This is a genomic window from Nitrospira sp. (assembly GCA_016788885.1).
Classification (GTDB): Bacteria; Nitrospirota; Nitrospiria; order Nitrospirales; family Nitrospiraceae; genus Nitrospira_A.
In genome coordinates, this window is sequence record JAEURX010000067.1 from 24,655 (window position 1) to 48,867 (window position 24,213).

24 protein-coding genes are annotated in these 24,213 nt (G+C 59.0%); 11 read left to right on the forward strand and 13 right to left on the reverse strand.

Annotation, left to right across the window (positions count from 1 at the left end):
• Window positions 1–70 precede the first annotated feature (70 nt).
• Together JNL86_16955 and JNL86_16960 are read left to right on the forward strand one after the other, a co-directional pair.
• Window positions 71–829 (forward strand): hypothetical protein, encoded by a 759-nt coding sequence (locus JNL86_16955; protein ID MBL8044599.1) that lies wholly within the window; start codon window positions 71–73, stop codon window positions 827–829.
• Window positions 829–1,773, forward strand: coding sequence for an SUMF1/EgtB/PvdO family nonheme iron enzyme (locus tag JNL86_16960; GenBank protein ID MBL8044600.1), 945 nt, complete (start codon window positions 829–831; stop codon window positions 1,771–1,773). The genes JNL86_16955 and JNL86_16960 overlap by 1 nt, the downstream gene beginning before the upstream one ends.
• Here the strand turns inward: JNL86_16960 and JNL86_16965 are convergent.
• Window positions 1,710–2,873: a hypothetical protein gene (locus JNL86_16965; protein MBL8044601.1), complete on the reverse strand. Its 1,164-nt coding sequence runs from the start codon at window positions 2,871–2,873 to the stop codon at window positions 1,710–1,712. The two genes, JNL86_16960 and JNL86_16965, sit on opposite strands and share 64 nt — an antisense overlap.
• Window positions 2,874–3,036: 163 nt before the next feature.
• On the opposite strand from JNL86_16965, the gene JNL86_16970 reads away from it, so the two are divergent.
• Window positions 3,037–3,678: a hypothetical protein gene (locus tag JNL86_16970; protein ID MBL8044602.1), complete on the forward strand. Its 642-nt coding sequence runs from the start codon at window positions 3,037–3,039 to the stop codon at window positions 3,676–3,678.
• 27 nt (window positions 3,679–3,705) lie between these two features.
• Here JNL86_16970 and JNL86_16975 read toward each other — a convergent pair whose 3' ends face one another.
• The 6 genes from JNL86_16975 to JNL86_17000 all read right to left on the reverse strand — a co-directional run bounded on the left by JNL86_16975 (window position 3,706) and on the right by JNL86_17000 (window position 8,069).
• The gene (locus tag JNL86_16975) at window positions 3,706–4,137 is read right to left on the reverse strand and encodes a DUF5069 domain-containing protein (GenBank protein ID MBL8044603.1); all 432 of its coding nucleotides are present in this window, start codon (window positions 4,135–4,137) and stop codon (window positions 3,706–3,708) included.
• A gap of 153 nt (window positions 4,138–4,290) precedes the next feature.
• Window positions 4,291–4,821, reverse strand: a complete 531-nt coding sequence (locus JNL86_16980) for a peptidylprolyl isomerase (protein ID MBL8044604.1) — start codon at window positions 4,819–4,821, stop codon at window positions 4,291–4,293.
• 56 nt (window positions 4,822–4,877) lie between these two features.
• The gene (locus JNL86_16985; GenBank protein MBL8044605.1) at window positions 4,878–6,227 is read right to left on the reverse strand and encodes a DEAD/DEAH box helicase; all 1,350 of its coding nucleotides are present in this window, start codon (window positions 6,225–6,227) and stop codon (window positions 4,878–4,880) included.
• A 149-nt stretch (window positions 6,228–6,376) separates the two neighbouring features.
• Window positions 6,377–6,673: an RNA-binding protein gene (locus tag JNL86_16990; protein ID MBL8044606.1), complete on the reverse strand. Its 297-nt coding sequence runs from the start codon at window positions 6,671–6,673 to the stop codon at window positions 6,377–6,379.
• Window positions 6,674–6,964: 291 nt separating this feature from the next.
• Window positions 6,965–7,732, reverse strand: coding sequence for a hypothetical protein (locus JNL86_16995; protein ID MBL8044607.1), 768 nt, complete (start codon window positions 7,730–7,732; stop codon window positions 6,965–6,967).
• A gap of 91 nt (window positions 7,733–7,823) precedes the next feature.
• The gene (locus tag JNL86_17000) at window positions 7,824–8,069 is read right to left on the reverse strand and encodes a hypothetical protein (GenBank protein ID MBL8044608.1); all 246 of its coding nucleotides are present in this window, start codon (window positions 8,067–8,069) and stop codon (window positions 7,824–7,826) included.
• Window positions 8,070–8,259: 190 nt separating this feature from the next.
• Between JNL86_17000 and JNL86_17005 the strand changes: the two genes are divergently transcribed.
• Together JNL86_17005 and JNL86_17010 are read left to right on the forward strand one after the other, a co-directional pair.
• Window positions 8,260–8,697 (forward strand): DUF5069 domain-containing protein, encoded by a 438-nt coding sequence (locus tag JNL86_17005; GenBank protein MBL8044609.1) that lies wholly within the window; start codon window positions 8,260–8,262, stop codon window positions 8,695–8,697.
• Window positions 8,698–8,888: 191 nt separating this feature from the next.
• Window positions 8,889–10,280, forward strand: coding sequence for a M28 family peptidase (locus tag JNL86_17010; GenBank protein MBL8044610.1), 1,392 nt, complete (start codon window positions 8,889–8,891; stop codon window positions 10,278–10,280).
• A 31-nt stretch (window positions 10,281–10,311) separates the two neighbouring features.
• On the opposite strand, the gene JNL86_17015 is transcribed toward JNL86_17010, so the two are convergent.
• The 6 genes from JNL86_17015 to JNL86_17040 all read right to left on the reverse strand — a co-directional run bounded on the left by JNL86_17015 (window position 10,312) and on the right by JNL86_17040 (window position 18,521).
• Window positions 10,312–12,477 carry an amylo-alpha-1,6-glucosidase gene (locus JNL86_17015; protein ID MBL8044611.1) on the reverse strand — a complete coding sequence of 722 codons (2,166 nt, stop codon included), beginning with the start codon at window positions 12,475–12,477 and terminating at the stop codon, window positions 10,312–10,314.
• Between the two features lie 151 nt (window positions 12,478–12,628).
• A complete protein-coding gene (locus JNL86_17020; GenBank protein ID MBL8044612.1) occupies window positions 12,629–13,969 on the reverse strand; it encodes an MFS transporter in 1,341 nt (446 codons plus the stop codon).
• 56 nt (window positions 13,970–14,025) lie between these two features.
• Window positions 14,026–15,018 (reverse strand): BON domain-containing protein, encoded by a 993-nt coding sequence (locus JNL86_17025; GenBank protein ID MBL8044613.1) that lies wholly within the window; start codon window positions 15,016–15,018, stop codon window positions 14,026–14,028.
• 228 nt (window positions 15,019–15,246) lie between these two features.
• Complete coding sequence (locus tag JNL86_17030; protein ID MBL8044614.1) at window positions 15,247–16,527, reverse strand: MFS transporter; 1,281 nt, start codon at window positions 16,525–16,527, stop codon at window positions 15,247–15,249.
• Window positions 16,528–16,560: 33 nt separating this feature from the next.
• Window positions 16,561–17,634 carry a glycosyltransferase family 4 protein gene (locus tag JNL86_17035; GenBank protein MBL8044615.1) on the reverse strand — a complete coding sequence of 358 codons (1,074 nt, stop codon included), beginning with the start codon at window positions 17,632–17,634 and terminating at the stop codon, window positions 16,561–16,563.
• Between the two features lie 527 nt (window positions 17,635–18,161).
• The gene (locus JNL86_17040; GenBank protein MBL8044616.1) at window positions 18,162–18,521 is read right to left on the reverse strand and encodes a hypothetical protein; all 360 of its coding nucleotides are present in this window, start codon (window positions 18,519–18,521) and stop codon (window positions 18,162–18,164) included.
• A gap of 145 nt (window positions 18,522–18,666) precedes the next feature.
• On the opposite strand from JNL86_17040, the gene JNL86_17045 reads away from it, so the two are divergent.
• From JNL86_17045 to JNL86_17070, 6 genes are all read left to right on the forward strand, one after another.
• Window positions 18,667–20,217: a TolC family protein gene (locus JNL86_17045; protein ID MBL8044617.1), complete on the forward strand. Its 1,551-nt coding sequence runs from the start codon at window positions 18,667–18,669 to the stop codon at window positions 20,215–20,217.
• 7 nt (window positions 20,218–20,224) lie between these two features.
• Window positions 20,225–20,908 carry a hypothetical protein gene (locus tag JNL86_17050; GenBank protein ID MBL8044618.1) on the forward strand — a complete coding sequence of 228 codons (684 nt, stop codon included), beginning with the start codon at window positions 20,225–20,227 and terminating at the stop codon, window positions 20,906–20,908.
• 19 nt (window positions 20,909–20,927) lie between these two features.
• On the forward strand, window positions 20,928–21,947 hold the full coding sequence (locus JNL86_17055) for a hypothetical protein (protein ID MBL8044619.1): 1,020 nt from the start codon (window positions 20,928–20,930) through the stop codon (window positions 21,945–21,947).
• A 12-nt stretch (window positions 21,948–21,959) separates the two neighbouring features.
• A complete protein-coding gene (locus tag JNL86_17060) occupies window positions 21,960–22,298 on the forward strand; it encodes a DUF3147 domain-containing protein (GenBank protein ID MBL8044620.1) in 339 nt (112 codons plus the stop codon).
• 56 nt (window positions 22,299–22,354) lie between these two features.
• Window positions 22,355–22,612 carry a hypothetical protein gene (locus tag JNL86_17065; GenBank protein MBL8044621.1) on the forward strand — a complete coding sequence of 86 codons (258 nt, stop codon included), beginning with the start codon at window positions 22,355–22,357 and terminating at the stop codon, window positions 22,610–22,612.
• 733 nt (window positions 22,613–23,345) lie between these two features.
• The coding region (locus JNL86_17070; protein MBL8044622.1) for a tyrosinase family protein at window positions 23,346–24,213 on the forward strand (868 nt) is incomplete at its 3' end.

Here is a 24,213-nt window from a genome sequence, read left to right on the forward strand (position 1 = left end):
GCGAGAATGTGAATGAAGATGGACAAGGGGGGACAAACTCTGGTAATGGTCAGATTGTTCCACCCAAACTATGATCAAGGCCCCTCAGCGATCACTCGCTCCCCTCTTCGGCCTCGCGGTACTATCGTGGTGCGCCGGTTGCGCGCCGGACGAGTCTCCCTTTCGACAGGAAAATGAAGCCCTGCGCAAGCAACTGGCCAAGCAGGAGTCGTTGCTGAATTCGCTGCAAGACGGCAATAAAGTCATGCAGCAACAGATCGATCTGCTGAATCAGGAGCTGCGCGACGCCAAGAAGCAAGCCGACCATGCCCAGGCGGAGGCAAAAACCCTGCAGACCGAAGCCAAGGCGCTCGGCACCAGGCTCGACGCGCAACTCGCCGAATCCAAGAAGCTCTCCGGCGAAATTCAACGCACCGCCGCCAAAGCCGCCCAGCTCACGGACAGCATCCGGGTGGAAGAGAAGGGTGCACAGGTGGAAGACCTCCCCCGCCCGTTAACGGCTGTCGGAAAAGCCGCTGAAGAAGCCTTGGCCCGTAACGGCTACCGGGTGAGAATCACCGTGAAGACCGATCAACGCGCCGTCTTTGTCACGGAACGGAAAGTCTCAACCCCGAGCTCTCTGGAGACAGCCGGCTCCCGCAACCAGTATGTCGTCTCGCTTCAGGCCCTCCCCTCCAATCTCACCCGCTTGAGCGTGAAGGCCGATTTTGAGCGAATCGTCCAGGGCGGACGTGTACTCGCGGTTGATGCGGAGGAGATCGCTGAGATCGAGCGTCGCCTCATTGCTGAAATCGGGAAGTCCGTCGCCACTCCGCCGAGTAAATCCTAATGTCTGTGACGGTCCGCCTATCGGGACTCACTGCGATTCTCCGCGCTCTGAGCCTTGTACTTCTCACCTCCTCCCTGGCTTGGCTTCATCCGGCCCTTTCCCTTGCCGCGCGCACCCCGACGCCTCCCCCCACACCGGAATTGGCCAAACATCTGACCTCGATCGCCAACATCACGATCGCGTCGCCGACGATTCGCATTCCTGAAGGGCCGTTTCTGTTGGGGAGCATCCGGGTGGATGACGATCCATACGGGATGGGAACGCAGTTTGATGATACGGAACTCCCGCAGCATCGCGTCTGGCTGGATACCTATGAGATCGACCGCGACGAAGTGAGCCTCAGCGAATATCTCGTCTATCTCCAAAATCGAAAACTGCATCCGTCGAAGGAACTCCAGCACTTGATCTGGCACGTCATCACCGTGCACTCGGTCAGCGATGAGACCCTGGCCCAATGGCCGGCTCTGTATGTGACCTGGAAAGAAGCCGACAGCCTGTGCCGTTCGATCGGAAAACGGTTACCGACCGAGGCCGAATGGGAAAAGGCCGCGCGCGGGCCGGACGGCAATCGGTTTCCATGGGGAGACACCCTCCCAGACAATTCGTTGGCTATGTTCGGACAACATCACGTGCATGAGATTCCGATCCTCGCGCCGGTGAGCAGCGGCGACGCAGGAAAAAGCTACTATGGCCTCCATCACATGGCGGGCAACGTCGCCGAGTGGGTCAACGACTGGTTTGGCTTTGACTACTATGCCTACATGCCGGAACGGAACCCGCCCGGCCCGACCAGTGGACGCTACAAAAGTCTACGCGGCGGATCGTGGAAAAGTCGTCCCATCATGCTCCGAACGGCTACACGCAGCGGTGCCCCCGCCGATCAACGGTCGGCGACGGTCGGTTTCCGCTGCGCAAAACCGCCATCTGCCCCCGGCAAGCCGTAATAGGCCACGCCTCCGGAAAACTTCTGAGCCAGGCACAAGTCCGCCACGGCTAAACATTCCAGCCCAAACGGCAGGTAACCGGCATACCCGAGCAACGGCATCTGAAACAGTGTAACTCCGTGTACGAACGGCACCGCATATTCCCAGCGGGCCAGGCTGTAAAAGTTCCACATCTCCCAGAAGCAGCCGCAGATCAACGCCGCAACTGCCGCTGCCCAGAGCATCCGCCAATCACCGTGCACTGTGCCGCTGAAGATCGTCGACTCATGATGAATCAATTGAAGCGACGTGATCAGCAGCAGCGGCGCCACCCACACCAAGGGAAACAGATAATCAGGCCATACGCCGAGACCGACAAGTCCGCCCGCCGCGCTGACGAGCATCACCCATCCCCACACCCTCTGATGGGAAAAGCGGAGACGCACAAACTGATCCAGTCCCGCCGAATAACGCGGATACGCCGTCAGCCACTCAGCCGTACCGAGCACGGCGGGTAGCACCGTCGAAAAGGGCAGCGTGGCACTTAATACGTAGGCTCCGGCACTCAGTTCACCTCCACCGAGGTAGTACCAGTTCTGAACAAAGCGATTCAGGTATTCGAAGCACCACCAAAAGCCGGCGCTGAGCGGAAAGAGGGACGCGAAATAGCGCGGACGATTCAGCACCATGCACCGGCCGGTGCGGCGGAACGTCAGCGCGTTCACCAGCACGATATACCCTACCCAGAGCGGGAAGAAGGTATGGGCCTGAAACGGCTGCATCCACTCAAACCTGGTCCAGGCCAACCCCCACAGCACCAGCGTCCAGATGGCGGCCCCCCAGCCCCACCAGGGGAAGGCGGCGACGGGAATCGGCCGCTCCCGGGGCGTGGCTTGCAGGATACGAAGAACGAACGGTGCGAGCGTTGCACAAATGAACAACATCACACCCACGAACACCGGCCAGGAGAACGGCGCGTGCACGACAGACCTAGTGGTCGGGGGCCACTCAAGATAGGGTGCGACGGGCTTGCCCGCCCACCACAGGCCCAGCAGCGGCAAACCTAGGCTGAGACTCAGCGCACTCAAGAGGATAACCGGCCGGCCACGTATCACACCCAAGTCCCCCTCCCCGAATCCTTGCGTACCTGCCCAAGATGGCGCTGCGATGAATCCTATCACCACTGTCCGCATCTGACACAACCAGGATCTCGGCTGAATTTTCGGCCTTCGCTTGTCCGCAGGGCTATGATAGGTTGGTTCGAAAGAGGAGTGAATCACTGTCATGCCTCGACTGCTGGTAGCCACGCTTACCACCATCACCCTGTCGGCCGCACACCTCCTACTCACACCGACATGGTCACTGAGTCAGGGCGGGGGCGGTCAAGTTACCGTAACGCCGACCACCGACAAAGTCATCGCCTGGTCGGCGGCGGGAGGCGGCGTCGAGGAATCCCTGCAGCCGGGGGAATCCATTGTGACGTCCGGTTCACGTGGACATACGGGATTCGTCCAGACCACACATCGACTACTGGGATTTTCGGCCGGCCTGCGGCAATGGCGGGAGGTACGTCTGGGAGTCGAAGAACGCGTGGGGCATCACCAGCTTCAACCGTTCCTGATCCTGGCCCACACTAATCAGCAGGTGTATGGCTTCCAAGAAACGCGCGGTCACTGGACGAGCGTCGCGCTCGGCCCGAACGAACTAGTCTCTCAATTGCGCGGACACGGACATGTGGCCGTGGCCGTTACCAACGAACGCGCGCTGGGATTTTCCACCTATACGGGCGGGTTTTTTGATATTGCCTGGACTCCGCAGGAACGCGTGCTGTCGATCGACGGAGGGCAGAACGCCATGGTGGTCCGCACGTCTTCACGCACGGTCATCTTCAAATCCCAATCCAACGGATGGACCGAAGTGCGATAGCACTCTCGTCCCACCGTCAGCCCGGACTTACATTCGGCCTTCGTCCAATTCGATCGCATCGACCCAAGTGGAGGCAGGCGGCAAGGATGCCACCGGCACGCCGCGTTTCGTGGCGATCTCCTGCAAGCGCCCCTGATAGCGCTGCCGGGTCATGTCGTCCTTCGGGTGGCTCGTCAGAATGCCCTGCGACCATTGCGCAATTTCTTCGTCGGAATGCTTGCAACCGTTGGCCGTCACCCAGGCCAGCAACTGTTCATCACTCTTGCCGGCCAACACCTGCGGCTCAAATGCTTTCGGATCGATCTGCAGAAAATCGATCAAGTACTTATCGAACCCAACGGTGATGTAATTGTAGTCTTGAATCTTCCCCGCATGGCGGAGCTTGATCTTATCGATAAATCGCCCCAGATGGGCAATGCCACCGAGAAGCACTTTCGGACTGCGTGGATACGTCATCATCTCAACGTCCTCCGGAACCTGATCGTGTGTGTGAAGTGGGAAGCAGTCTGCCGCCGTGACGTCACCCATCACGGCGGCTGAAAGCGACCCGATAAGGTGACACTCAGTCAGTTCGGGAACCGACTGTCCCGTTCATCGGGCGTCTCGCGCAGCTTAGGGAGCCTTCTTTTCGGTCGCGTCTGCCGCGTCGCCCTTTTCGACCTTCAAAATCGTCACATCGAACGTCAGCGTCTTTCCCGCGAGCGGATGATTGAGGTCGATGAGAACCTTCTTATCATTCACTTCCAGGACCTTCACCAGCCGGTTGTCCGATGCCTGCAAAATATCCCCGACTTTCACGTCCTTGGGAAGTTTGTCCTTGTCGACAGATTGCTTCAGCTTGTTGTTGTAAGGACCATAGGCATCTTGCGCCTGCACCTCGATGCGACGTTTCTGCCCGGCCTTCATGCCGTCAAGGGATTTTTCGAGGCCCGGCACGATTTCATGCGCCCCTTGCACGAAGGTGATCGGCTCCTGGCCGACGTTCGAATCGGCTACGCTCTTGTCCGGAAGCGTGAGGATATATTCCAGCGACACTTTCATTCCGTCGGCAATGGCGAGCTCGTTTTGAGCGAAGGCCCCTTCGCCGAACGCCGACACCCCGACGATCAGCGCGCCCATCAGCACACGTCGTATCCCTTTCATCAACGGCCCCTCCTCATTCAAGCAGGACCGGCCCCCCCTGCTCGACCATATGTTTTTCAACTGTTACCGTGGCGCGGAGCGGCCGGTCGGTTTGAACGCCAGCCTCTACGGCCCTGTGCGCCTCGCGACTCCTGCCCCACTGAGTTGGGACGATCCCCAGGACGCCGAGACCGCGCATCGCGCCCCCGGACATCACGCCTCACTTGACGGGGAGCCTCCGGCTCATGTGCTGGAGGGGGTAAGGCCGCCAATGCGGGCAGGGCCAAGCGCTTCGTTTGGATGCGTAAACGCCGCACCATCGCCAAATATTCATGCTCTTCCTGCGGCGAGAGAATCAAGAGGGTTGCGCCGGAACGTTCCGCGCGGCCGGTCCGTCCCGCACGATGCACGTAGGATGTGGGGTTCCCTGGCAACTCGTAATGAATGACCTGCGAGACCGACGGCACATCCAGGCCACGCGCCGCAACATCGGTCGCCACCAGGGAGCGCAAGCGTCCGGAGCGGAATGCCGTGAGCGTCCGTTCCCGCTGGGCCTGTGAGTGATTCCCGGTGATCGCACCGACGGAAGCCGGTTCGCCTCCGAGCCGTGCGGCCAACCGTTTCACCTTGTATTTCTGATCACAAAACACCATCGACTGATCGCCGGCTTCGGATGCTTGCAGCAACGTGTGAATCAGCTGCACCCGCGAGGCCTCGCTCGGCACCACATAGTAGGCATGGGTAATCTTGGTCGGGCTATTCACTCCGGGATCCACTGAGGTCCGTGCAGGATTCTTCAGCATCGATTCTGCAAGCGTGAGAATCTCCGGCGAAAAGGTCGCCGAAAACAACATCGTCTGCCGCTGCGCAGGAAGCAGTTGAAGGATGCGTTGAATATCACGTAAGAACCCGCGATCCAACATTTGATCGGCTTCGTCCATCACGACATATTCGACGCCGCGCAGATCCAAATGGCGCGTGCCGGCAACATCCAACAGGCGCCCCGGTGTGCCGATCACGATCATCGGCGCCTGACGGAGGGCGCGGTAATGCCGGTCGATCGGAACGCCGCCATAGACGGCCAGCGAGGTCACCGACGGCGGAGCATATTTGCGGAGCTCCATCTCAATCTGAAGGGCCAACTCGCGGGTCGGCGCCAACACCAATGCTCGCGGCGACCGGGACGATCCGGCCTGCGCGGACGGATGGCCGGCAGACTTCCAATTTTCTTTGACGGCCCGCTCGATTAACGGAATGAGGAACGCAAGCGTTTTTCCGCTTCCCGTCTTCGCCTGGGCTAAGAGATCGCGCCCTTCCAACGCCAGCGGAATCGCGGCAGCTTGAATGGGAGTGGGGGCGGTAAACCCGGCCTGTTGCAAACGGTCAGCGAGAAACGAAGTAAGAGACAATTCGGCAAACGACACCATGTAACGAAACTCCTAAATCTCTATCTTGGGAAAACAGGGGCAGACAACCTGGATGGCCCTGCAGACCAGAGAGAGGACAATACGGTGAGAAAAACGCAGGGGCCGCCGTGCCGGCAGCCCCTGAATAGGTATCTACAAACGAACGCAGGTTAGTGCCGGCCCCCGCCCATTCCACGTCCTCCGCCACCGGAGCGCGGCTCCTGTGGGCGAGCTTCGTTGACCGTCAAGGTGCGGCCACCGAACTGTGTCCCGTTCAATGCGTTGATTGCAGCCTGTGCCTCAGAATCTCCAGACATTTCGACGAAGCCGAAACCCCGTGACTGCCCCGTGAACTTGTCCGTAATGATGCGCGCCGACGTCACCGCCCCGTGCACCGCGAACAGGTCACTCAGCTGTTGCTCGGTGGTTGAATATGGCAAGCCGCCAACGTAGATCTTCGAACCCATGGGGTTCCTCCTTTGAGAATAAGATGGTGTTGTCTGGGACTCGAGAAAGAAACGAGGAAGGAATGGGCCGAAGATGCAAACACAGCGGCAATCTTAGCTCTGGCTTCCGAAATTCCCGGGAAGAACCCAAAACAACATCGAATCGAGCCCTGTAATTCTTCGACGACTTCATCGCCAAGGCTCTTCGCAATGAAGCACCTTCACTGTACGCCACAGAAATGGGAAAGGCAAGCGTGAATTTGCACGGCGCACGATCCTCCGCGCCTGAGCCTCACCATCTCCCTCCGAGGCTCAGTACGCAGCAGGAGCCGAGAGCGGACGGCTAGAGTACAGAGGGGCCGCGTTGAAATTGTCGAATCGGGCGGACGCCAGCCCGAGCACCAGCATGCCCACCTGCCCCACGCCAAGTGCCTGATCTTCAACGGATAATGCCAGGCTTCCATCAAAAAACGTCTCAATAAAATCTTTACTGATGATCGTGTTGCGCTGTATTCGAAGGGTATGCCAGTCAACGGGTTTGGCCTTGATCGGAGCCCGGCCAATGACCGATTCCTTCCCCTCGATCACGCGTACGACCTGGATAACTTTTTGCGCGACATCCACGATGGTGGCGTAATAATTCTGAGGATCCTTCATGCCGAATACCACACCGACCTGCCCCGACGCACCGTCCGTACCTTGCTGGATACGCACAACCAACTCGGGATATTCGTACTGAAACCCCTGAGCGATCAGGATCGCACGGCACCCCTCGCAACCGGCGGTTCCCACCAGCATGTTGGGAGCAGACGGTACAGCCGCCTGCGTAGCCACTTTCCATACGCCACTGGGCTGATCGCCGGCAGCCACCGCAGTGAATCCACCGGGTACCGAACCGAGTTGATCTTTGTCGAACGTCCAATGGTTGAAGAGCTGAGGATTCGCCTGCTGACGCAAATGCTCTGCCTTTTCCGTGGACGTTTCCTTCGGCACGGCCCACGCGCGCTCTCCCCCACCCATCGACAGGCCTGCAAGCACGACCAAGCCCACACAACCGACGCCTCTCAAAACCTGATTCATCGGAATCCATCGACTGCCGAATGCTCTATGGTGTTGCCCCACGGGCCCATCGTTTTTCTGGTGCACAGGAGTACCCTTCCTCGGGTGGATGTCACGACTTAGGACGAGCCGACTTCATCTGGATGATATCCTGCTGATATCGATCACGTTCAGCCAGAATCTTTTTCCGTCGCCACCCTCGTAGCGTCCACCACTTTATTGAATCCATGAATGAAACCACGGGGGGAGGCACACTCCCGGCAGGCCCGTGCTGAAATTCATAGCCCTGATGTGAGCCCTGATTGTCTCGAAACCGTGCATACTGATAGTCGTACAACCCCTTGCCCTGCTCTGCCATCGTGCCTACCCCTTACCCTGCCGAACAAACTGCTCGTCAGATTCATGGCCCCGCCTAAATGGGAGCGCATCATGAAAATTCGCACCCAAGGGTCGATAGTACCTTGAGCCCTTCGCTCTCTGCAACGGGCTCGTTGCCCTGTGTTATAGTGCCGTCATCACCCCAGGAGGAGCCTCACCAGGGAAGACACATGGATCTTCAACGACAGCCGCCTCGACGCTGGAGTGACCAGGTGGCAGGGATGATCTGGCTGCCCAGACTAATCGACAAAGTGCGGGCTTTTCAGGCTGGCACCCTCGGGGCCTATGCCTACCCGTCCGCGCTCGACCAGTCCTTCATGCGGCACCTCCGGCTCACGCCTGCCTGGATCGAATCCGTTGTTCGTGACATGACCTCCGATGAGGCCATCGGCGCGACCCTTCGTCAGCGCATTCCGCTCAGCGACGAGGAAATTCTGACCCGCTGCGCAGCATTTCAGAAGAAATATTGGTGGGCACTCGCTGTTCTGGATCGAGATGACGGGTATGTCCGCGGTTTGGGCTATCCGCTTCCACAATTCGTGCAACGACCGCTCTGGCGGTGGTATCAACGTTGGTCCGCTCAGAAAGCGAACGCCACCTCTGTCTGATGGTAATCGATCACAGAACGACAGAACGACAGAACGTCCCGTTCGTCTCGAGACGGACGGGGTTCCGCTTTGTCCTCGGAGTAATAGCGAGCTTCTACCTCGCACTCACACCCTTCTCAGTTTTCGCACAGAGTCTGACGGAGACCCCGGCGTCGCTCACCCAGGCCCTGGATCAAATTTCCAACCAACGCATGGTGCAGGACATCGACACGTTGAGCGGCGCAGCCTTCAACGGACGTCAAACCGGCACTCCTGACGACTTGGCTTCCGCCGAGTTCGTCCGACACCGTTTCCTCGATTTGCAGAAGCAACGACTCGCTGCCCAAGCCCCTTCCACTGGAAGTGGAGACCATCCCGACCACACTCGCATGCAATCCGCCCCAGTCTCCACCACGATCATCGGAACGGATGCCACGCTGGAGATTGCCCTCTCTCCCGACACCGTACCGGACCAGATCGGCACCGACTACCTCCCAATCCTCGATTCGCCATCGGCGGACCTACAGGCCCCCGTCGTATTTGTCGGCTATGGGATTGTCGACCAGGCTGGTGGGTGGAATGACTATGCGGATGTCGATGTCCGAGGAAAAATCGTCTTGTTTCTTCGAGGCAAACCAGAGCGCTACCCTCGTCAGGTTTCACATGCGGACAAGGTCCGTGCGGCGCACGCCCATGGCGCGCTCGGCTACTTGACCGCAACCGGCCCGATTCTCAACGCCTATGAGGCGCGTCGGGGTGTCACCGGAAGACCCAGTGCGTTCTATGGGCTGGCGGATCCGGGGCACGCACTTCCGGGAGCATGGATCAGCACTGCACGCGCGGTGGCAATACTTCGTGCCATCCGACCCACCGACGACGATCGCCTGCGCATGCTGCAGCAACACATGCATGAAGGTCACGCCCCGCAATCGACGTTGACGGATACGGTCGTGACGATGCGTTGGCGCAGCGCAACGTACGCCGGCTTGCTCCACAATGTGATCACCATCTTGCCCGGAAACGACAGGGCGCATTCAGAGGAAGCGATCGTCATCGGCGCGCATCGCGATCATTTTGGACGACAAGGCGGCCTGCTGTTCGCCGGAGCCGACGACAATGCGTCCGGCACCGCAGTGCTCCTGGAAGTCGGGCGCGTCCTCAGCGGACTATCGACCACACTCACACGAACGATCGTGCTGGTCTCATTCAGCGGGGAGGAACAGGGACTGCTGGGATCAACGTTCTATGTCAACCAGCCGATCGTGCCGTTGCGCACGACCACGGCGATGGTCAACATCGACCACGCAGCAGTAGGAAACGGACGCCTCACCATCGGACTCACCGGCGTGGAGAAACCGCTCGCACAGCAGGTTGGGCAGCAGGCAGGACTGGCAGATCGAATCGATCTCTTCGGCTTTTTTCCTGGTGGCGATCACGTTCCGTTCAAGGAGGCCGGCATCCCGACCGTCACCGTGGTCAGCGGCGGGCCCCACCCGCACTTCCACCAGCCCACCGATACCGCAGGCACGGTCAATCCGCAAATCCTCACCGCAGTCGCACGATACGTCCTCAACATGGTCTGGCAACTCGCCGAGGCTCCGTAACCGTCAGCCGCGTGTTCCCAACGAGACGCGGCTATTTCACCGACACCACTTCGACCTTCCCGACACGGCGAGTGACGGTGATACCGACATCAAGGTCATGGCGCCGCAGGAGAAGATCCACGGACGCACTGCCGACCTTCAGATTCTTGATCTGCATCTTATCGATAAATTCCGGCAGGATGGGATGGCTGAACACAATCTTATGCTCCGAGGCGATAATCGAGAGCCCCAGACAGGCCTGCAGCACCATGAAGGCCGACCCTGCCGCCCAGGCTTGCGGGTTACAGGCGACGGGATACCGCGTCAACCCTTGACCAGGCCTTCGCACAAATCCGCAGAAGAGCTCCGGCAACCGGTGGAAGTCGAGGACCAGACTGACCTCGAACATCCCGGTCATGATTTTTTCCACACCCGACTTGAGTCCATACCGCGCAAGCCCGACCGCGATCATCGCATTGTCATGCGGCCAGATCGATCCGTTGTGGTAGGACATGGGATTGTACCGTCGTTCTGAATCGGCCAGCGTCCGGACTCCCCACCCACTGAATACTTCATCCGACATGAGCGTCTCGGCCACACGTCTGGCATGCTCGTCCGTGGCAATTCCTGTATACAGACAATGGCCTGCATTGGACGTTTTGACCTGACATGGCCGCTTGTGACCGTCCAGTGCGAGAGCATAGGTCGACGATTCCTCACACCAGAAGGCTTCGTCGAATCGTTCTTTGAGCGATCGCGCCTGCCGCCTGAGCTGACTGGCCCGATCGACATACCCCAACGCCTCCGCGAGTTTGGAGGCCTGGACCTTGGCGTCGTACACATACCCTTGCACCTCGCACAGGGCGATCGGCCCCTCAGCCAGTGATCCATCCGCATGCGAAATCGAATCGTGGGAGTCTTTCCATCCCTGATTGTCCAACCCGGTGGGAGACTTCCGTACATACTCCACGAATCCGTCGCGGTCAGGATCGCCAAAGGTATCCATCCAGGTCAGCCCTGCTTCGAGATTCGGCCAGATGGTTTGAATGAAGGCCAGATCCGCGGTGCGTTCATAATAGGCGCCGGCCAGCATCACAAACAATGGAGTGGAATCGACGCTCCCGTAATAGAGCCCGAAAGGAATTTCGTGCAGCGCCGCCATCTCCCCCTTGCGTGTTTCGTGCAGGATCTTCCCTGGCTCGGCATCCTGAGCCGGGTTCACCTCCTTGGCTTGAGTCGACGCCAAATACGCCAGCACTCCGCGCGCTAACTCCGGCCTGATCCATAAGCACTCCAGCGCCGTGATGACGCCATCCCTCCCGAACGGCGTGCTGAACCAGGGAACACCAGCGTAGGGATAGGGACCTTCGTTCGTGTCTGTCACCATCATCCGGACATCCAGCACCGAGCGATTCCACCACTCGTTGAATTGCGCGTTCGATGTTTGAATGGCGCAATCCTCGGTCGGCTCCGCACCGAAAGCCAACCCGGCTTCAGCCATTGCCGCGTCATACGACAAGAGCGGCCGATGGCAGTCTGCAACGTCGCACGCCACCATCACGGCCACGGCGATTTCCCCCTTCGGCTCCAATTCAATCCCAAACGTCGCCTGCGAGGCCGTAACCTCCAACGGTTCCGGAGAAAACTGAATCCGCGCCTCCCGCGTGACTTCATCGAGCCCTTCATACCGCAACACCAGCAGATCCTTCCGCAGCACGTTCGGCAACATGCGGCCTTTGCGTTCCCGTTTTTTGCCGCGAACCTCAAAGATATCCGCGAAGTCGGCCTCAAATCGGATCGACAACGTCATTTTTACCGGTGCCAAGCTGTAGTTAGACAGGCGGAACCGCTCATAACTCACGCCGTTCCAGAGAAAACGAGAGCGAAAGACGTGCACGCTCCCGCGCGGAATGGCGATGCGGCCGTCGCGATAGAGGTCAGGATTCGTCAGATCCACGGCCAGCAGCGCGTTATCTTCCTTGACCGTGGAACTCAGCAGCATGGGCCGGTCATTGTTGAGAAACACTTCCTGACGCGAAAGAAACCGAGTGCCCTGGTGAAATACGCCCTGCGTGCCCCTACCCACCGGTTGGATATCGCCGTACCGGTCGAATACGCCGAACGTTTCCCCGTGTTTGAGCACACGGGTGCGGTCATCCGCCATCGATGAACTGGCCAGGATATAGAACTGATCATTGACACTGATGATTTCTTCCACGTCGTCCTCCTGTCCTCACACCATCACCGATGCATCACCGTACGACCGCGCGTTCAATGCCTGGCACCACCTGTCACAACAAACTCCGCTGAGTCTTCATCCAACGCGGGTTGAGAGGCCCCCCGCCGCGCGACTATCAAACGGGTGTGCGTCAGTGGCTGGTCGGCTGTGTGACCATCACCACCGCAGGGGTCTCACCCTCAGCGGGAACCGTCGCTTCCGCCCAATTGGTCTGCACCCAGCGTCCGACCCGCATGGAAACCCCGGCGGAAAGAAATAACCCGACGCCGATGCCGAATACGCTCGGACGCTCGCCGAACTCCTGCGTCACCCAGCCGAAGATCGTCATGCCCGCAATGGCCGACGTCATCGCGCCAAGATTGTAAATCGCCAAGACCCGCCCCAACAGGGAGGCCGGCGCAATTTCCTGCAACACTCCCCACGCCACCGGCGTGAGCGTCCCGGCACCCATTCCGATGATCACCATCAACGCCGCCGCTGCGAGTCGATTCGAGGTGACGATCAACCCGAGCAACGCCACGCCGCTGACAAGACTGGACATCCCCATCAGTTGAATACGCTTGGGCAACGACCAGGACGACAAGGACACGAGGCCCAGCGAAACCAGCAGCAGCCCGATGCCGAATGCCGACCACAGGTAGCCGACTTCGATCGGCCCAAGGTCCAGCAATTTTTTTCCGAATACCGGGAACAGAGTGCTGAAGGCGCTCGTGGCAAAGGTATACATCGAGGCAGCCCCGATCAACATCAGGATGACCCGCTGCCGACGGAGCACATAATGAAACCCTTCCAGGACCTCGTTCAACGTGCCGGAGAGGGAGCCGTCACGCCCCGGCTGCGTCACCGTCTGCGGGAAACGGATGAACAAAAAACACGCCGCCGAAATCACATAGCTCACCGCATTGACGCACAGCACCTCCTGCGAGCTCATGGTCGCAATGCCCACGCCACTCAAGGCCGGCCCGAGGATAATGCCGATGCTGGTCGTGGTCTGGAGCAAGGCATTGGCCGCCGTGAATTCATGACGGGACACCAAGGAGGGAATCGCTGCCGTCAGGGCCGGACCAAACACCGCCGACGCGACCGCATGGACGAACACCATAAGATACAGCCGCTCGATACTGAAGGAATCCACCGGCAAGAGGCAGGGCAACACACCCAGGACGATCGCACGGATCAGATCGCTACTGATCAGCAGGAGTTTTTTGGGAACCCGATCGACGATCACACCGATGAACGGGCCGAACAAAATGGGCGGGAGGGTCTGCAGCAGCCCGATCATCGTCGTTTTGAGGGGGGAGCCGGTAATGGAGTAGACAAACCAGAGCAGCGCGAGCTTCGACACGCCATCGCCGATCTGCGAGACCATTTGGCCCCACCAGACGAGCGTAAAGTCGCGCGTCAACAGATGCGGCGACCACTTCACGTTCGGGCGTCCCGGCCCGGTTCCGCTTTCGCGTGCTGTGGTTATGGCGTCAGCAGACTGCGTGTCGAACCTCCTGTCGTACCAGCCTCACGGCCCTTGCGTTACTCTCCGGCCACCAGTCGCACCGCATCCGTATTCACCGCGCGCACACCTGGAATCTGGCGGGCGGCTTGAGCCGCTTCAAGCACGATGATTTGGAAACGCGTCGCCCCGGTCAGGCTGACGATGCCGTCCTCTGTTTTCACATCGAATTTGACCGATTGCAAGGTTTTGCTTTTCTCAAACCGTTCCTTCACCAGCTGCGTGATGATCTTGTCGCGTTCCCCAAGCAAACTATGAGCCGCATCCGCCTCGATCTTGAGACGATTTTCCACGGCATGGACGCCTTCCAGACACCGCACGATATCTGTAGCCACGCGCTTGTCCGATTCTTGCCCCACCTTGCCTAGTAGCACGAGATCTTTATCCTTGGCGTCGACTTCAATGTCATACGGGAACAGACGAGGATCCGCCATGAGCGCAAGCTTGGCGGTGACCATCGACGAACGCACCGGCTTCTTGGCTTCCGGCTCGGCCGCCTTCTGACGATCGCCCGCAGCAGGGTCGCTTGCAGGAGCCTGGGCTTCAGCCGCTGGTTTGGCCTCCACCAAGTGCGGCACGGATGGACAAGGATGCTCCGCAACCGTTTCAGCATCTTTGGGTTTGGCTTCGGACTCTTTTGGTTTTTGCTCTGCCTCTTTGGCTTTATGCTCGGACTCCTTGGCCTTTGCTTTCGGCTCCGCGTCTTTGGGCTTACTCTCCACGTCCTTGCCTTTAGACTCCGTCTCCTTCACCTTGGCATCGGAATCCTTGGCTTTTTGCTCGGTTGGTTTGGGTTCCGGGTCTTTCGATTTGACATCTGCCTCCCGGGGCTTCGGGTCAGGGTCTTTCGCCTTCACTTCGGGATCTTTCGCCTTCGGCGCCGGAGGCGTCTCCTGTTTCCCCTCCGGGGCCTGCTCCGCCCACGCGACAGAGCCCATCCCCCATAAACCAGATGTCACGGCAAGCGTGAACACCCCTATCGCACAACCGGCCTGCATCATCCGCATAGGCATATGCCCCTCATGTGTGGAAATGAACCCAAACCCCGTGGTCGGTCACCAGCGCCCACGTTCCCGCTATCCTGAAACACGGCACCTCCCCCGGGTAGAAAAGACATACGCGAGGGAGAATCAGAAAGCAACACTGACAGGAGGTGGAACAGGCCCGCGGCGGCAGCGCGCTGATGCGCAGCTCGGGAGTGCTGCCGCGAATGTCCTATGGAGAAGATGTGAGGGAAAAGACTAGGCGACAGCCGGACTGACCATGAGGCCACGGCGGCTGACCTGCACCGTGACCATTGCGGTAACCAACAACAGCAGTCCGATTCCGATCAGGCTCACGGCCGGCCCCAAGGCATCGGCAGCCCATCCGAATCCGGCCATGCCGACCATCGCCGACGCCATGCTCCCGACGCTAAAGGTGGTGAACACGCGCCCGAGCAAGTGCTCTGGGGTGACTTCCTGAAGCATGGCCCAAACGACCGGGTAGAAGAGCGAGGTACTTCCACCGATGATCACGATCAGCAGGAACGTGCTGAACAATACCGGCGTCTGGATCAACCCAAGGGTGCACACCGCAACTCCACCGATGGTCAACGATCGCCCGACCTTACCGATCCGATCTTGGAACGTGCCCTGCGGGGTTCTGGCCAGCCAAATAGACGCGGCCAACATGCCGATTCCGAGAGCCGACCACAGCCAACCCAGCTCCATCGGTCCCACCTGCAGCAATTCCTTGGCAACCACCGGCAGCAGGAACACGAAAGCGCTGATCGCCAGGTTGTACAATACCGCGGTGATCATCAAGGCGAAGACGACCCGATGCTGCAAAAACACGAACCGGAACCCCACCATCATGTCCTGCATCACGGGAGTGGACAACACATCGATCGCCTTCCCGGTTCGAACCTCGCGGACCCGGATCGGGAAGAGGAACAACGCCGAGGCCAAAAAGGTCGCGGCATCCACGTAGAGGACGTTCTGTGCGCCAATCAGTGCGATGCCTAAACCGCTCATGGCCGGTCCCAACAACACCCCGATGTTGGTCGTGCTCTGGATGAACGCGTTCGCGGTCGTCAGTTGGGAACGTTGCACGATGAGCGGCACGGCTGAAGCCAGAGCCGGCCCGAAGATGGTCGACACGATCGAGATAAGGAACACCAGGACATATAACCGCTCGAGCGTGAGCATATCGAACGTATAAAAGAGCGGGATCAATAAGACCATCAATGTTCGTAAGAGATCGACGACGATCATGACGGTTTTCTTGGGGAGTTGATCGAGGTAGACGCCGATGAGCGGACCAAACACCAGCGGCGGGATGGTCTGCAGGAGCCCGATGGCGGTCATCTTGAGCGCCGATCCGGTCAGTTCATAGACGAACCACAACAGCGCGACCTTGTTCAGGCCGTCGCCGATCTGGGAGATAACCTGGCCTGCCCAAAGACACCCGAAATCCCGGGTTCCTAACAACCGCCATCCGGCGGCATTCGATTCAGAAGTGGGCTGCGACTCGTCTGCCATGCTGGTCCTTCCGCGAGGTTGCGATCGCGATGACTAGAGGTTCGAAGCATGCTGCGGCCTCGGTTTCCCCGGGAGCGCAGCGGCATCAGCGATGAGTTGTTGATAGATCTTGACGTAGTCGTTGGTCATGCGTTGAGCGGTAAATCGCTCATCGAACACTTTCCGGCATCGATGCCGGTCAATGGTCCTGAGCTTCTCCACCTGGCTCACCATTTCATCAAGATTCTCGCTGATAAAACCCGTCTCACCATGACCGATGATTTCCGGGATCGAACCCCGGCGGTAAGCGAGGACCGGTGTACCACAGGCCAAGCTCTCAATCAACACGAGGCCGAACGGTTCAGGCCAATCGTAGGGACAGATCAATCCGATGGCATTCCCGATAAAATCGCTTTTTTCCCGGTCTGTGATCTCGCCGACAAACTCGATCAAGGGATGGTCGAGGAGTGGCTCCACAACCCGCTCGAAGTAGGCGCGGTCCGCCGGGTCCACCTTCGCCGCCATCTTCATAGGGATCCCCACCCGCTTGGCCAGTTCGATCGCTTGATCCGGACACTTTTCCGGGGAAACCCGTCCCAGGAACGCAAGGTACTTTCCGGGCTCCGGGTGGAACTTATACAGGTCATGCGGCAACCCGTGATAAACCGTGTTCGCCCAATTGCACCATGGTAAAGGCTTGCGCTGAGAATCCGAAATCGACACGAGCGGCAATTCGGCAAAATCACGGAAGACCGGGACGAGTTCAGGCAAATCCAAGCGGCCATGGAGCGTCGTCACGACGGGCACACGGCAACGGCGGGAAAGGGAAAATGCCAGAAAATCGAGGTGAGAGTGAATCAGGTCGAACTGGTCGGCCGCGGCGAACACCTGCTCCATCATCTGAATGAGCGGCGCCTCGCGGTTGAAGATGCCGGTATTGAGTCGAAGGGCCTGCTGGCAGGGCGCTTCCAACTTTGCCCGCGTCACCGAATCGCCACTGGCGAACAGCGTCACTTCGTGCCCTTGCCGGACGAGTTCCTCCGTCAGGTAGGAGACGATACGTTCTGTTCCCCCGTACAACTTCGGCGGGACGCTCTCCCAAAGCGGCGATACCTGGGCAATCCTCATACGCGCAATCTCCTTCTAATCGTGACCGGTGAGCGACGAAGATGCACGCTCTGAAACGGGTACAATTCCGCGTCGACTACCGTACGGTCGGCATTCTTTCCGTTCTGCACATTCGATTCAATTGACATCTTTGACATGGCTACGATCTTTTTGTCGTCTGGTCTAGAGGAGCACCCGATCGACCGCACGCACGCTGGGCAAAGCAATCGCCATACCGACGCAGCTTGACCTGAAGGATCACTGAGCTACAAACCGATACCAAGCTGAAATATCAATACCTTAACGGTCACTTCTCCAAAGCTCACCGTCTCTAGGATGCCTGTGCAGGCTGTGGATTCTGTTGATAACTCACCGATCGAACGCAAGCGACTGTGACGGGCTTGCCTCGACACACCAAACCGCCACAGCACACCACCTGTTCTGATGTAGAGGTGAGGTGCCAGAGCAGCGCATGGAACCGGCAATGAACATTGCCGAGGGGGAAGCTCGGCGGACGCAGGGGCGATGCTTTCGGTCGAGATAGGCGGCTAGGGAATGTCGTCGAGAAGACCGGACTGAATCAGCGGGAGCGCCCCGACATCACGCGGTACGGGAGGGAACACCACGGGGGAACCGGCCTGGTTCGCCCCCTGAATAAGCCCCACAGAGAGCTGCGGTCCCAGCGTCATGATGGCTCCGCTCCACGCCTGCCCTGTTGTGGGGTTTCTGAAATTATACGATTCGAAGTTATTCCCGAAATTGTAGATAAATCCCTGCGTCCCCTGGTTGTCCACATACAAATTTCCGGGGCCCGCGAGATTAAATAACGGAGCGACTCCCCCGTTGAAGCCTCGCACGCCGGAGACAGATTGCGCCCCCGCCGGCGAGCTCCACAACAGCATCGCCACGGCCGCAATCCCTATGAGTTGAGTGCAGCGACTCACATCCCTCCACACGTCCGAGCATGGACACTGGTCTCCGTTTGTGGTACCACGCCAGCATCGGTATGCAGTCAGTATGGCTCAACCCAGACCACGCAGCAAGGAGTTTGTTATGGCCAATCCAATCCTCCGGGGATGCCTGTGCATCGGCAGCGCAACGGCGCTCCTGCTGTGGACGGCAAGCGCATCATTCAGCCTGGACGTGACCAAACCGGTCCCCACCGAACGTCGCGAAGCCATGTCGCTGGCAGATGCCGTGTTGAAGGCGCTGCAGAATAACCTCGATATCCATATCGGTCGACAGACCAAGGAGAGCCGACTGGCCGATATCATTATCGAGCAAGCGAAGTTTGACCCAACCGTGAGCCTCAACGGCCAATACAACCGGCAGGTGTCGCCCCTCAACCGTCCGATTCTGGGTTTCACCGGTGCGAACCTGCAGGACATCACCAAGTTTGACCAGAACACGTCCACCGTGACCGCCGACATCACGCAAAATCTTTCGACCGGCGCCAATTATGATCTCAACTACAGCCCACAACGCAGCTATGTGAGCGGGCCCAACACGTTTCTCTTCAACCCGGCTTGGACGGGGGGACTCGCTCTCACGGTCACGCAGCCGCTCCTGAAAAACTTCGGCACCGACATCAACAGGACCTTCATCACGATCGCCCAAAACAACGCCACGGTCGAGCAGCACGTGTTCCTCGATCGCGTCCTAACAGTCATCGCTTCCGTCGAGCAAACGTTTTGGGAAATGGTGTTTGCCAATGAGAACCTCAAGGTGGCCCAGGCGGCGCTCAAAGCCGCGGAAGAACTCCTGGCCAGCAACCGCGCAAAGGCTAAAGCCGGCGTCATGTCGATCGTCGACGTCCTGCAGGCAGAAGCAGCCGTGGCCTCACGCGTCGAACAGATTCTCGTCGCCGAAAAATCCATCCGCGACCAGGAAGACCAACTGCGCCGGCTCTTGAATCCGGCGGAAGAAGAACTGCGGCAGGACCTGCGCCTCATGCCGACCGATCCCCCGACCACCTCGCTGGAAGCGATTAGCCTTCAGGAAGCCATCGATATCGCCATGGACCGCCGTCCGGAGATCCTCCAAGCCGGGAAAAACGTGGAGACCAGCGAACTCAACGTGAAGTTCGCCAAGAATCAGCTCCTGCCCACGCTGTCGGTGCAAGGCACGATGGGGCTCTCGGGCCTCGGCGCCGACTATGGCGACGCGACGAGACGAAATTTCGGCGGAGATTTCTACAACTACGGCGCCGGACTCGTCCTCAGCTATCCCCTCGGCAACCGCTCCGCCTACAGCACCTATAACAAGCGTCAGCTGGAATCACGCAATGCGCAGTCGTCGCTCCAAAGCGTCCGTCAACAGGTGATCGTCGGAGTCCGCGAAGCCGTTCGCCGCGTACACACCGACTTCAAACGGATCGAAACGACGCGCTCGGCCCGTATCATGGCCGAAAAGCAGTTGCAGGCCGAACAGGAGCGGCTGAAGGTCGGACTCAGCACCACGCGCTTCGTGCTCGACTTCCAGAGGGACCTGGCCACCGCACAGGGCAATGAACTGCGGGCCACCGTGGACTACAACAAGTCGCTGTCGAACCTGGCCCGGAATAAAGCCACGACGCTCGAGCGCTATAACCTGCGCGTCGAATAGCAAGCCGATGACCGGGTCTGGGGTTGCGTCCGCGAGCCGTACCACACAGACCGAGGAACGGGGGGCAGCCCTGGCGCTGCTCCCCCTCACCGCCACGTTCCTGTATTACGCCTCTCCGCTCGAACTTCGGCAACTGCCCCTCTATCAGTTCCTTCCTCAATTCTGTGCCTATGCCGCCCTCCTCACCTGGAGCCGCATCAACCATTCCTCCGCCCGGCGGCTTGGACTCACCGGCAGTCTCGTTCCGCAAGGCCTCCGCTGGGGCATACCTACCGGGCTGGTACTCGGCACGCTCAATCTCCTCGTGATCCTCTACCTGGTTCCTCTGCTTGGAGGAGATTATCGATTTCTCGCCCACACGCCCCATGCTCAAATTCCCCTCTTCGTCATGGTGCCGTGGTTCATCCTCTTCATCGCGACCTTCGTCGAGTTGAACTTTCGTGGATTTTTCTTGGGCCGGCTGCTGGCCCTGGGGCTTCCTGCCTCCATCGCTGTGCCGGTGAGCGCCCTACTGTTTGCGTTCGATCCGTTCCTGGTGGCAACCTTCCAACATCTTCATTGGATCGCCGTGTGGGACGGTCTCGTGTGGGGAACCTTATGGGTTGCCTTCAGGAACGTGTCTGTCACCATCGTCGCGCATGCCGTGGAGGTCATCGTGTTGTACGGCGTCATGCGCATAGTGCTGGGGTAACGGTCGAACCGGTGCACCCATGAATCCTTCCTTCTCCAGCATCCTCGTGAATGATGTCTTCGGCGACCCCGGTCTGTTTGTCGAAGTGCGCTGGTCGAAGCGCGCGTTCCTGTTCGATCTTGGTGACAATCACGCATTGGGCCCCACGCGTCTTCTTCGGGCCAACGACATCTTCATCTCCCATACGCACATGGATCACTTCATCGGATTCGATGCCCTGCTGCGCGTCGCCCTCGGCCGCGGCAAAACCTTGCGACTGTATGGGCCACCGGGCCTGATTGCCAATGTTGAAGGCAAATTGCACGGCTACACCTGGAACCTCGTGGATGGATACCCCCTCTCCATCACCGTGCAAGAATTCCGCTCGGACGAAATCCGGGCAGCAACCTTTCACGCCACGAATGGATTTCAACGCCAGGATGAACCGGATACAGCCTTGGCTCCGGGCCTGACCGACGGGTCCTTCATCGTACTCCGTGATCCCATGTTCACCGTGCAGGCGACCGCGCTCAATCACCGCATCCCTTCATTCGCCTATGCGCTGCAGGAGCAGTTTCATGTCAACGTCAACAAGGAGCGATTGCATGCAGCGGGGCTTCCGGTAGGCTATTGGCTGAAGGACGTGAAACAGTATTTGTGGCAAGGCCGGCCCGACGACTTTCGATTCATCGCCACGCTCTACCATGAGCACCACCGGGAAGAACGTGAGTTTGTTCTGGGTGAGATCCGCGAACGCTTCGTCACCATCACGCGTGGCCAGAAAATCGTTTATGTCGTGGATGCTCGCTACGACGAAGACAACGAACGGAAGATTGTGGAGCTTGCGCGAGGGGCCGACATCTTTTACTGTGAGGCCCCCTATCTGGATCGGGATGCGGACAAAGCCCGGGACCGGTACCACCTCACGGCCAGGCAGGCCGGCATCATGGCGAAGAAAGCGGGCGTGCGCGAATTAGTCGTGTTCCATTTTTCGCCACGCTATACCGGGCTGGGGCATGAGATCGAGGCGGAGGCGCGAAACACGTTCCGCGAAGAGTGAAGGAGGCGGCGGATGGGTGAATGGGCGAAGTACGCACTGTACTTCCTGTTGGGCGGCACAATCGTCAGCATCTCGACATACCTCGGGTCGCAAGGCCGGTCATTTCTCGCCGCCTTCGCCAGCACCTTCCCGGCAATGACCGGCGCAACATTCGTGCTGATTTACCTGAACAGCGGCAACGACCATCTCGTCACCTACGCCAAAAATCTCCTGTGGTTTGTGCCCCCCTGGCTGGTGTATGTCGGCTGCATGATCTATGGGGTCGAACGGATCGGTTTTTGGCTCTCCATGGCCGGCTCACTCGCCCTCTACATGGTTTGCGTCGCGCTGGTGAAATTCCTGGCGCGGTAGACGTCGCCCCACAATGCGACCTTTTCGACAGGTCATCCCGGCTGGCGCGCACACCGATGTCGGCTGAGCGGCTCTTTCATCTGGCACAGGAACTCGCCATACGACTGGGCCGTAATGTGGACCTCCTGGATCTGAGGAGTACAACGACGGTCATGCGCGCGCAGATTATTAGTACCGGTCGATGCCTGAAAAGTCATGACGACCAGGCCCGTACTGAGTTCGAGATGTATGCCTACTCCGACTATGCCAGGCTCAACGAAGAGCGGCGGGATCTCCTGCAAGACATCAAAGAACGCGGGCTCATCTATGGCTAACAATGCCTCATCCTTCTTGCCACAGCTGGCCGGCCGGCTCCAACGCATGGTGAAATTCCGTATCACCACTCACCTCGACGACTTCCGCCGCGTCTCATCGACCATCGTCAAAGCCGGGGCATAAAGGGCTATAATGAACACGCTACAAAGCCAACTCCGTCGATGTAACTCCCCAATTTCAGTGAACGATTCCTTTGTCAGCGGACTTTACCCGTTCGAATGTGGAACCCAAGCAAGCGGTCAATCCAGCCCGAATTAAGATTCAGCCTTCCCCTTTTTCCGCTGAGAGAGAATCCGACATGAGTCGGAATTAACCTACCTCAAGATTCAGAACCTGCCGGGCCATCGCCAAAGAGCTGAAATGCAGACGGCAGTCCGTCCTCGCCACTTAAGACCACATAATGGTTTCCGACTAGACCAGATCCATAAACTCGAGAGACTCTGGCAAAGAGAACGAACACCGCTCTGCGATTCGTTCGCGACGATCAGTTGTGTTGGTTGAAAACATTTCACCACGGCCTGTATCCATCCAGCTGCCACCGTATCGCATCGGATACGAACCCTACGGGATCGACAGGGAGGCATTTCACGCAACACCCAACGATCTGAGTATCAGATGCATCATTCTGTTATGGCATGGTTATTGATGAATCAGCATCCCATCCAACCATGGCGTCGCAATCGAGATGGCGCGGAGCCTTCCTAGACGACGCCATATACAAGGAGGTAGGTCATGTCGAATCTGGACGACCGCATGTGGGCGACCATGCCGTCGCGGAGGTCATTCCTTCAACGGATGGGATTAGGTGTCGGGGCGCTGAGCACTGGCCTGTTCGGCGGCCTCGCGTTGCCGGAATCGGTGCTGGCCGTGTGCGAGCCCCCGGGAAATCCCGGGACACCGAAATCCTGGCGTAAGGACTGTCGAATGATCCTCCCGCGCCGCCCCGCCAGCACCTTGAGTGCAGCAGAGATCACACAACTCAAGGATGCCTACAAGGCCATGCGCGCTCTCGACAGCAGCGACCCGAATGATCCACGCGGATTCCTGCGCCAGGCCAACGTCCATTGCTGGTACTGCGGCGTCGGCACTCAGGTCCATTTCAGCTGGCAATTTTTCGCCTGGCACCGCGCCTATCTGTACTTCCATGAGCGCATTCTCGGGAAGCTGATCGGCGACATGAATTTCCGCCTCCCCTACTGGGACTGGGACACCCCAAGTCACCGCAAGCTCCCTGGCGCCTACACCGATCCGAACGACAATAGCAATCCACTTTGGAACGGCACCAGAAGCATGGACCCGACGGAAGAAGTCCCGGAAGAAGATGTCGGGGAAGACGTGATGGAGGCCGCCCTCACGGCGGACACCTTTACGGAGTTCGGCGGCACGGCGAGCGGTAGCGGCATCCCGGAGGGAACACCCCACGGCGCGGTCCACGTGGATGTCGGCGGCGACATGGGATTCTTCGATTCAGCCGGGAAAGATCCCGTCTTCTACGCGCATCATGCCAACGTGGACAAGATGTGGTCGGACTGGAACAAGGCCTCGTCCATCCACACGAACCCGACGGCAACGGCCTTCTTGAACCTGACATGGAATTTCT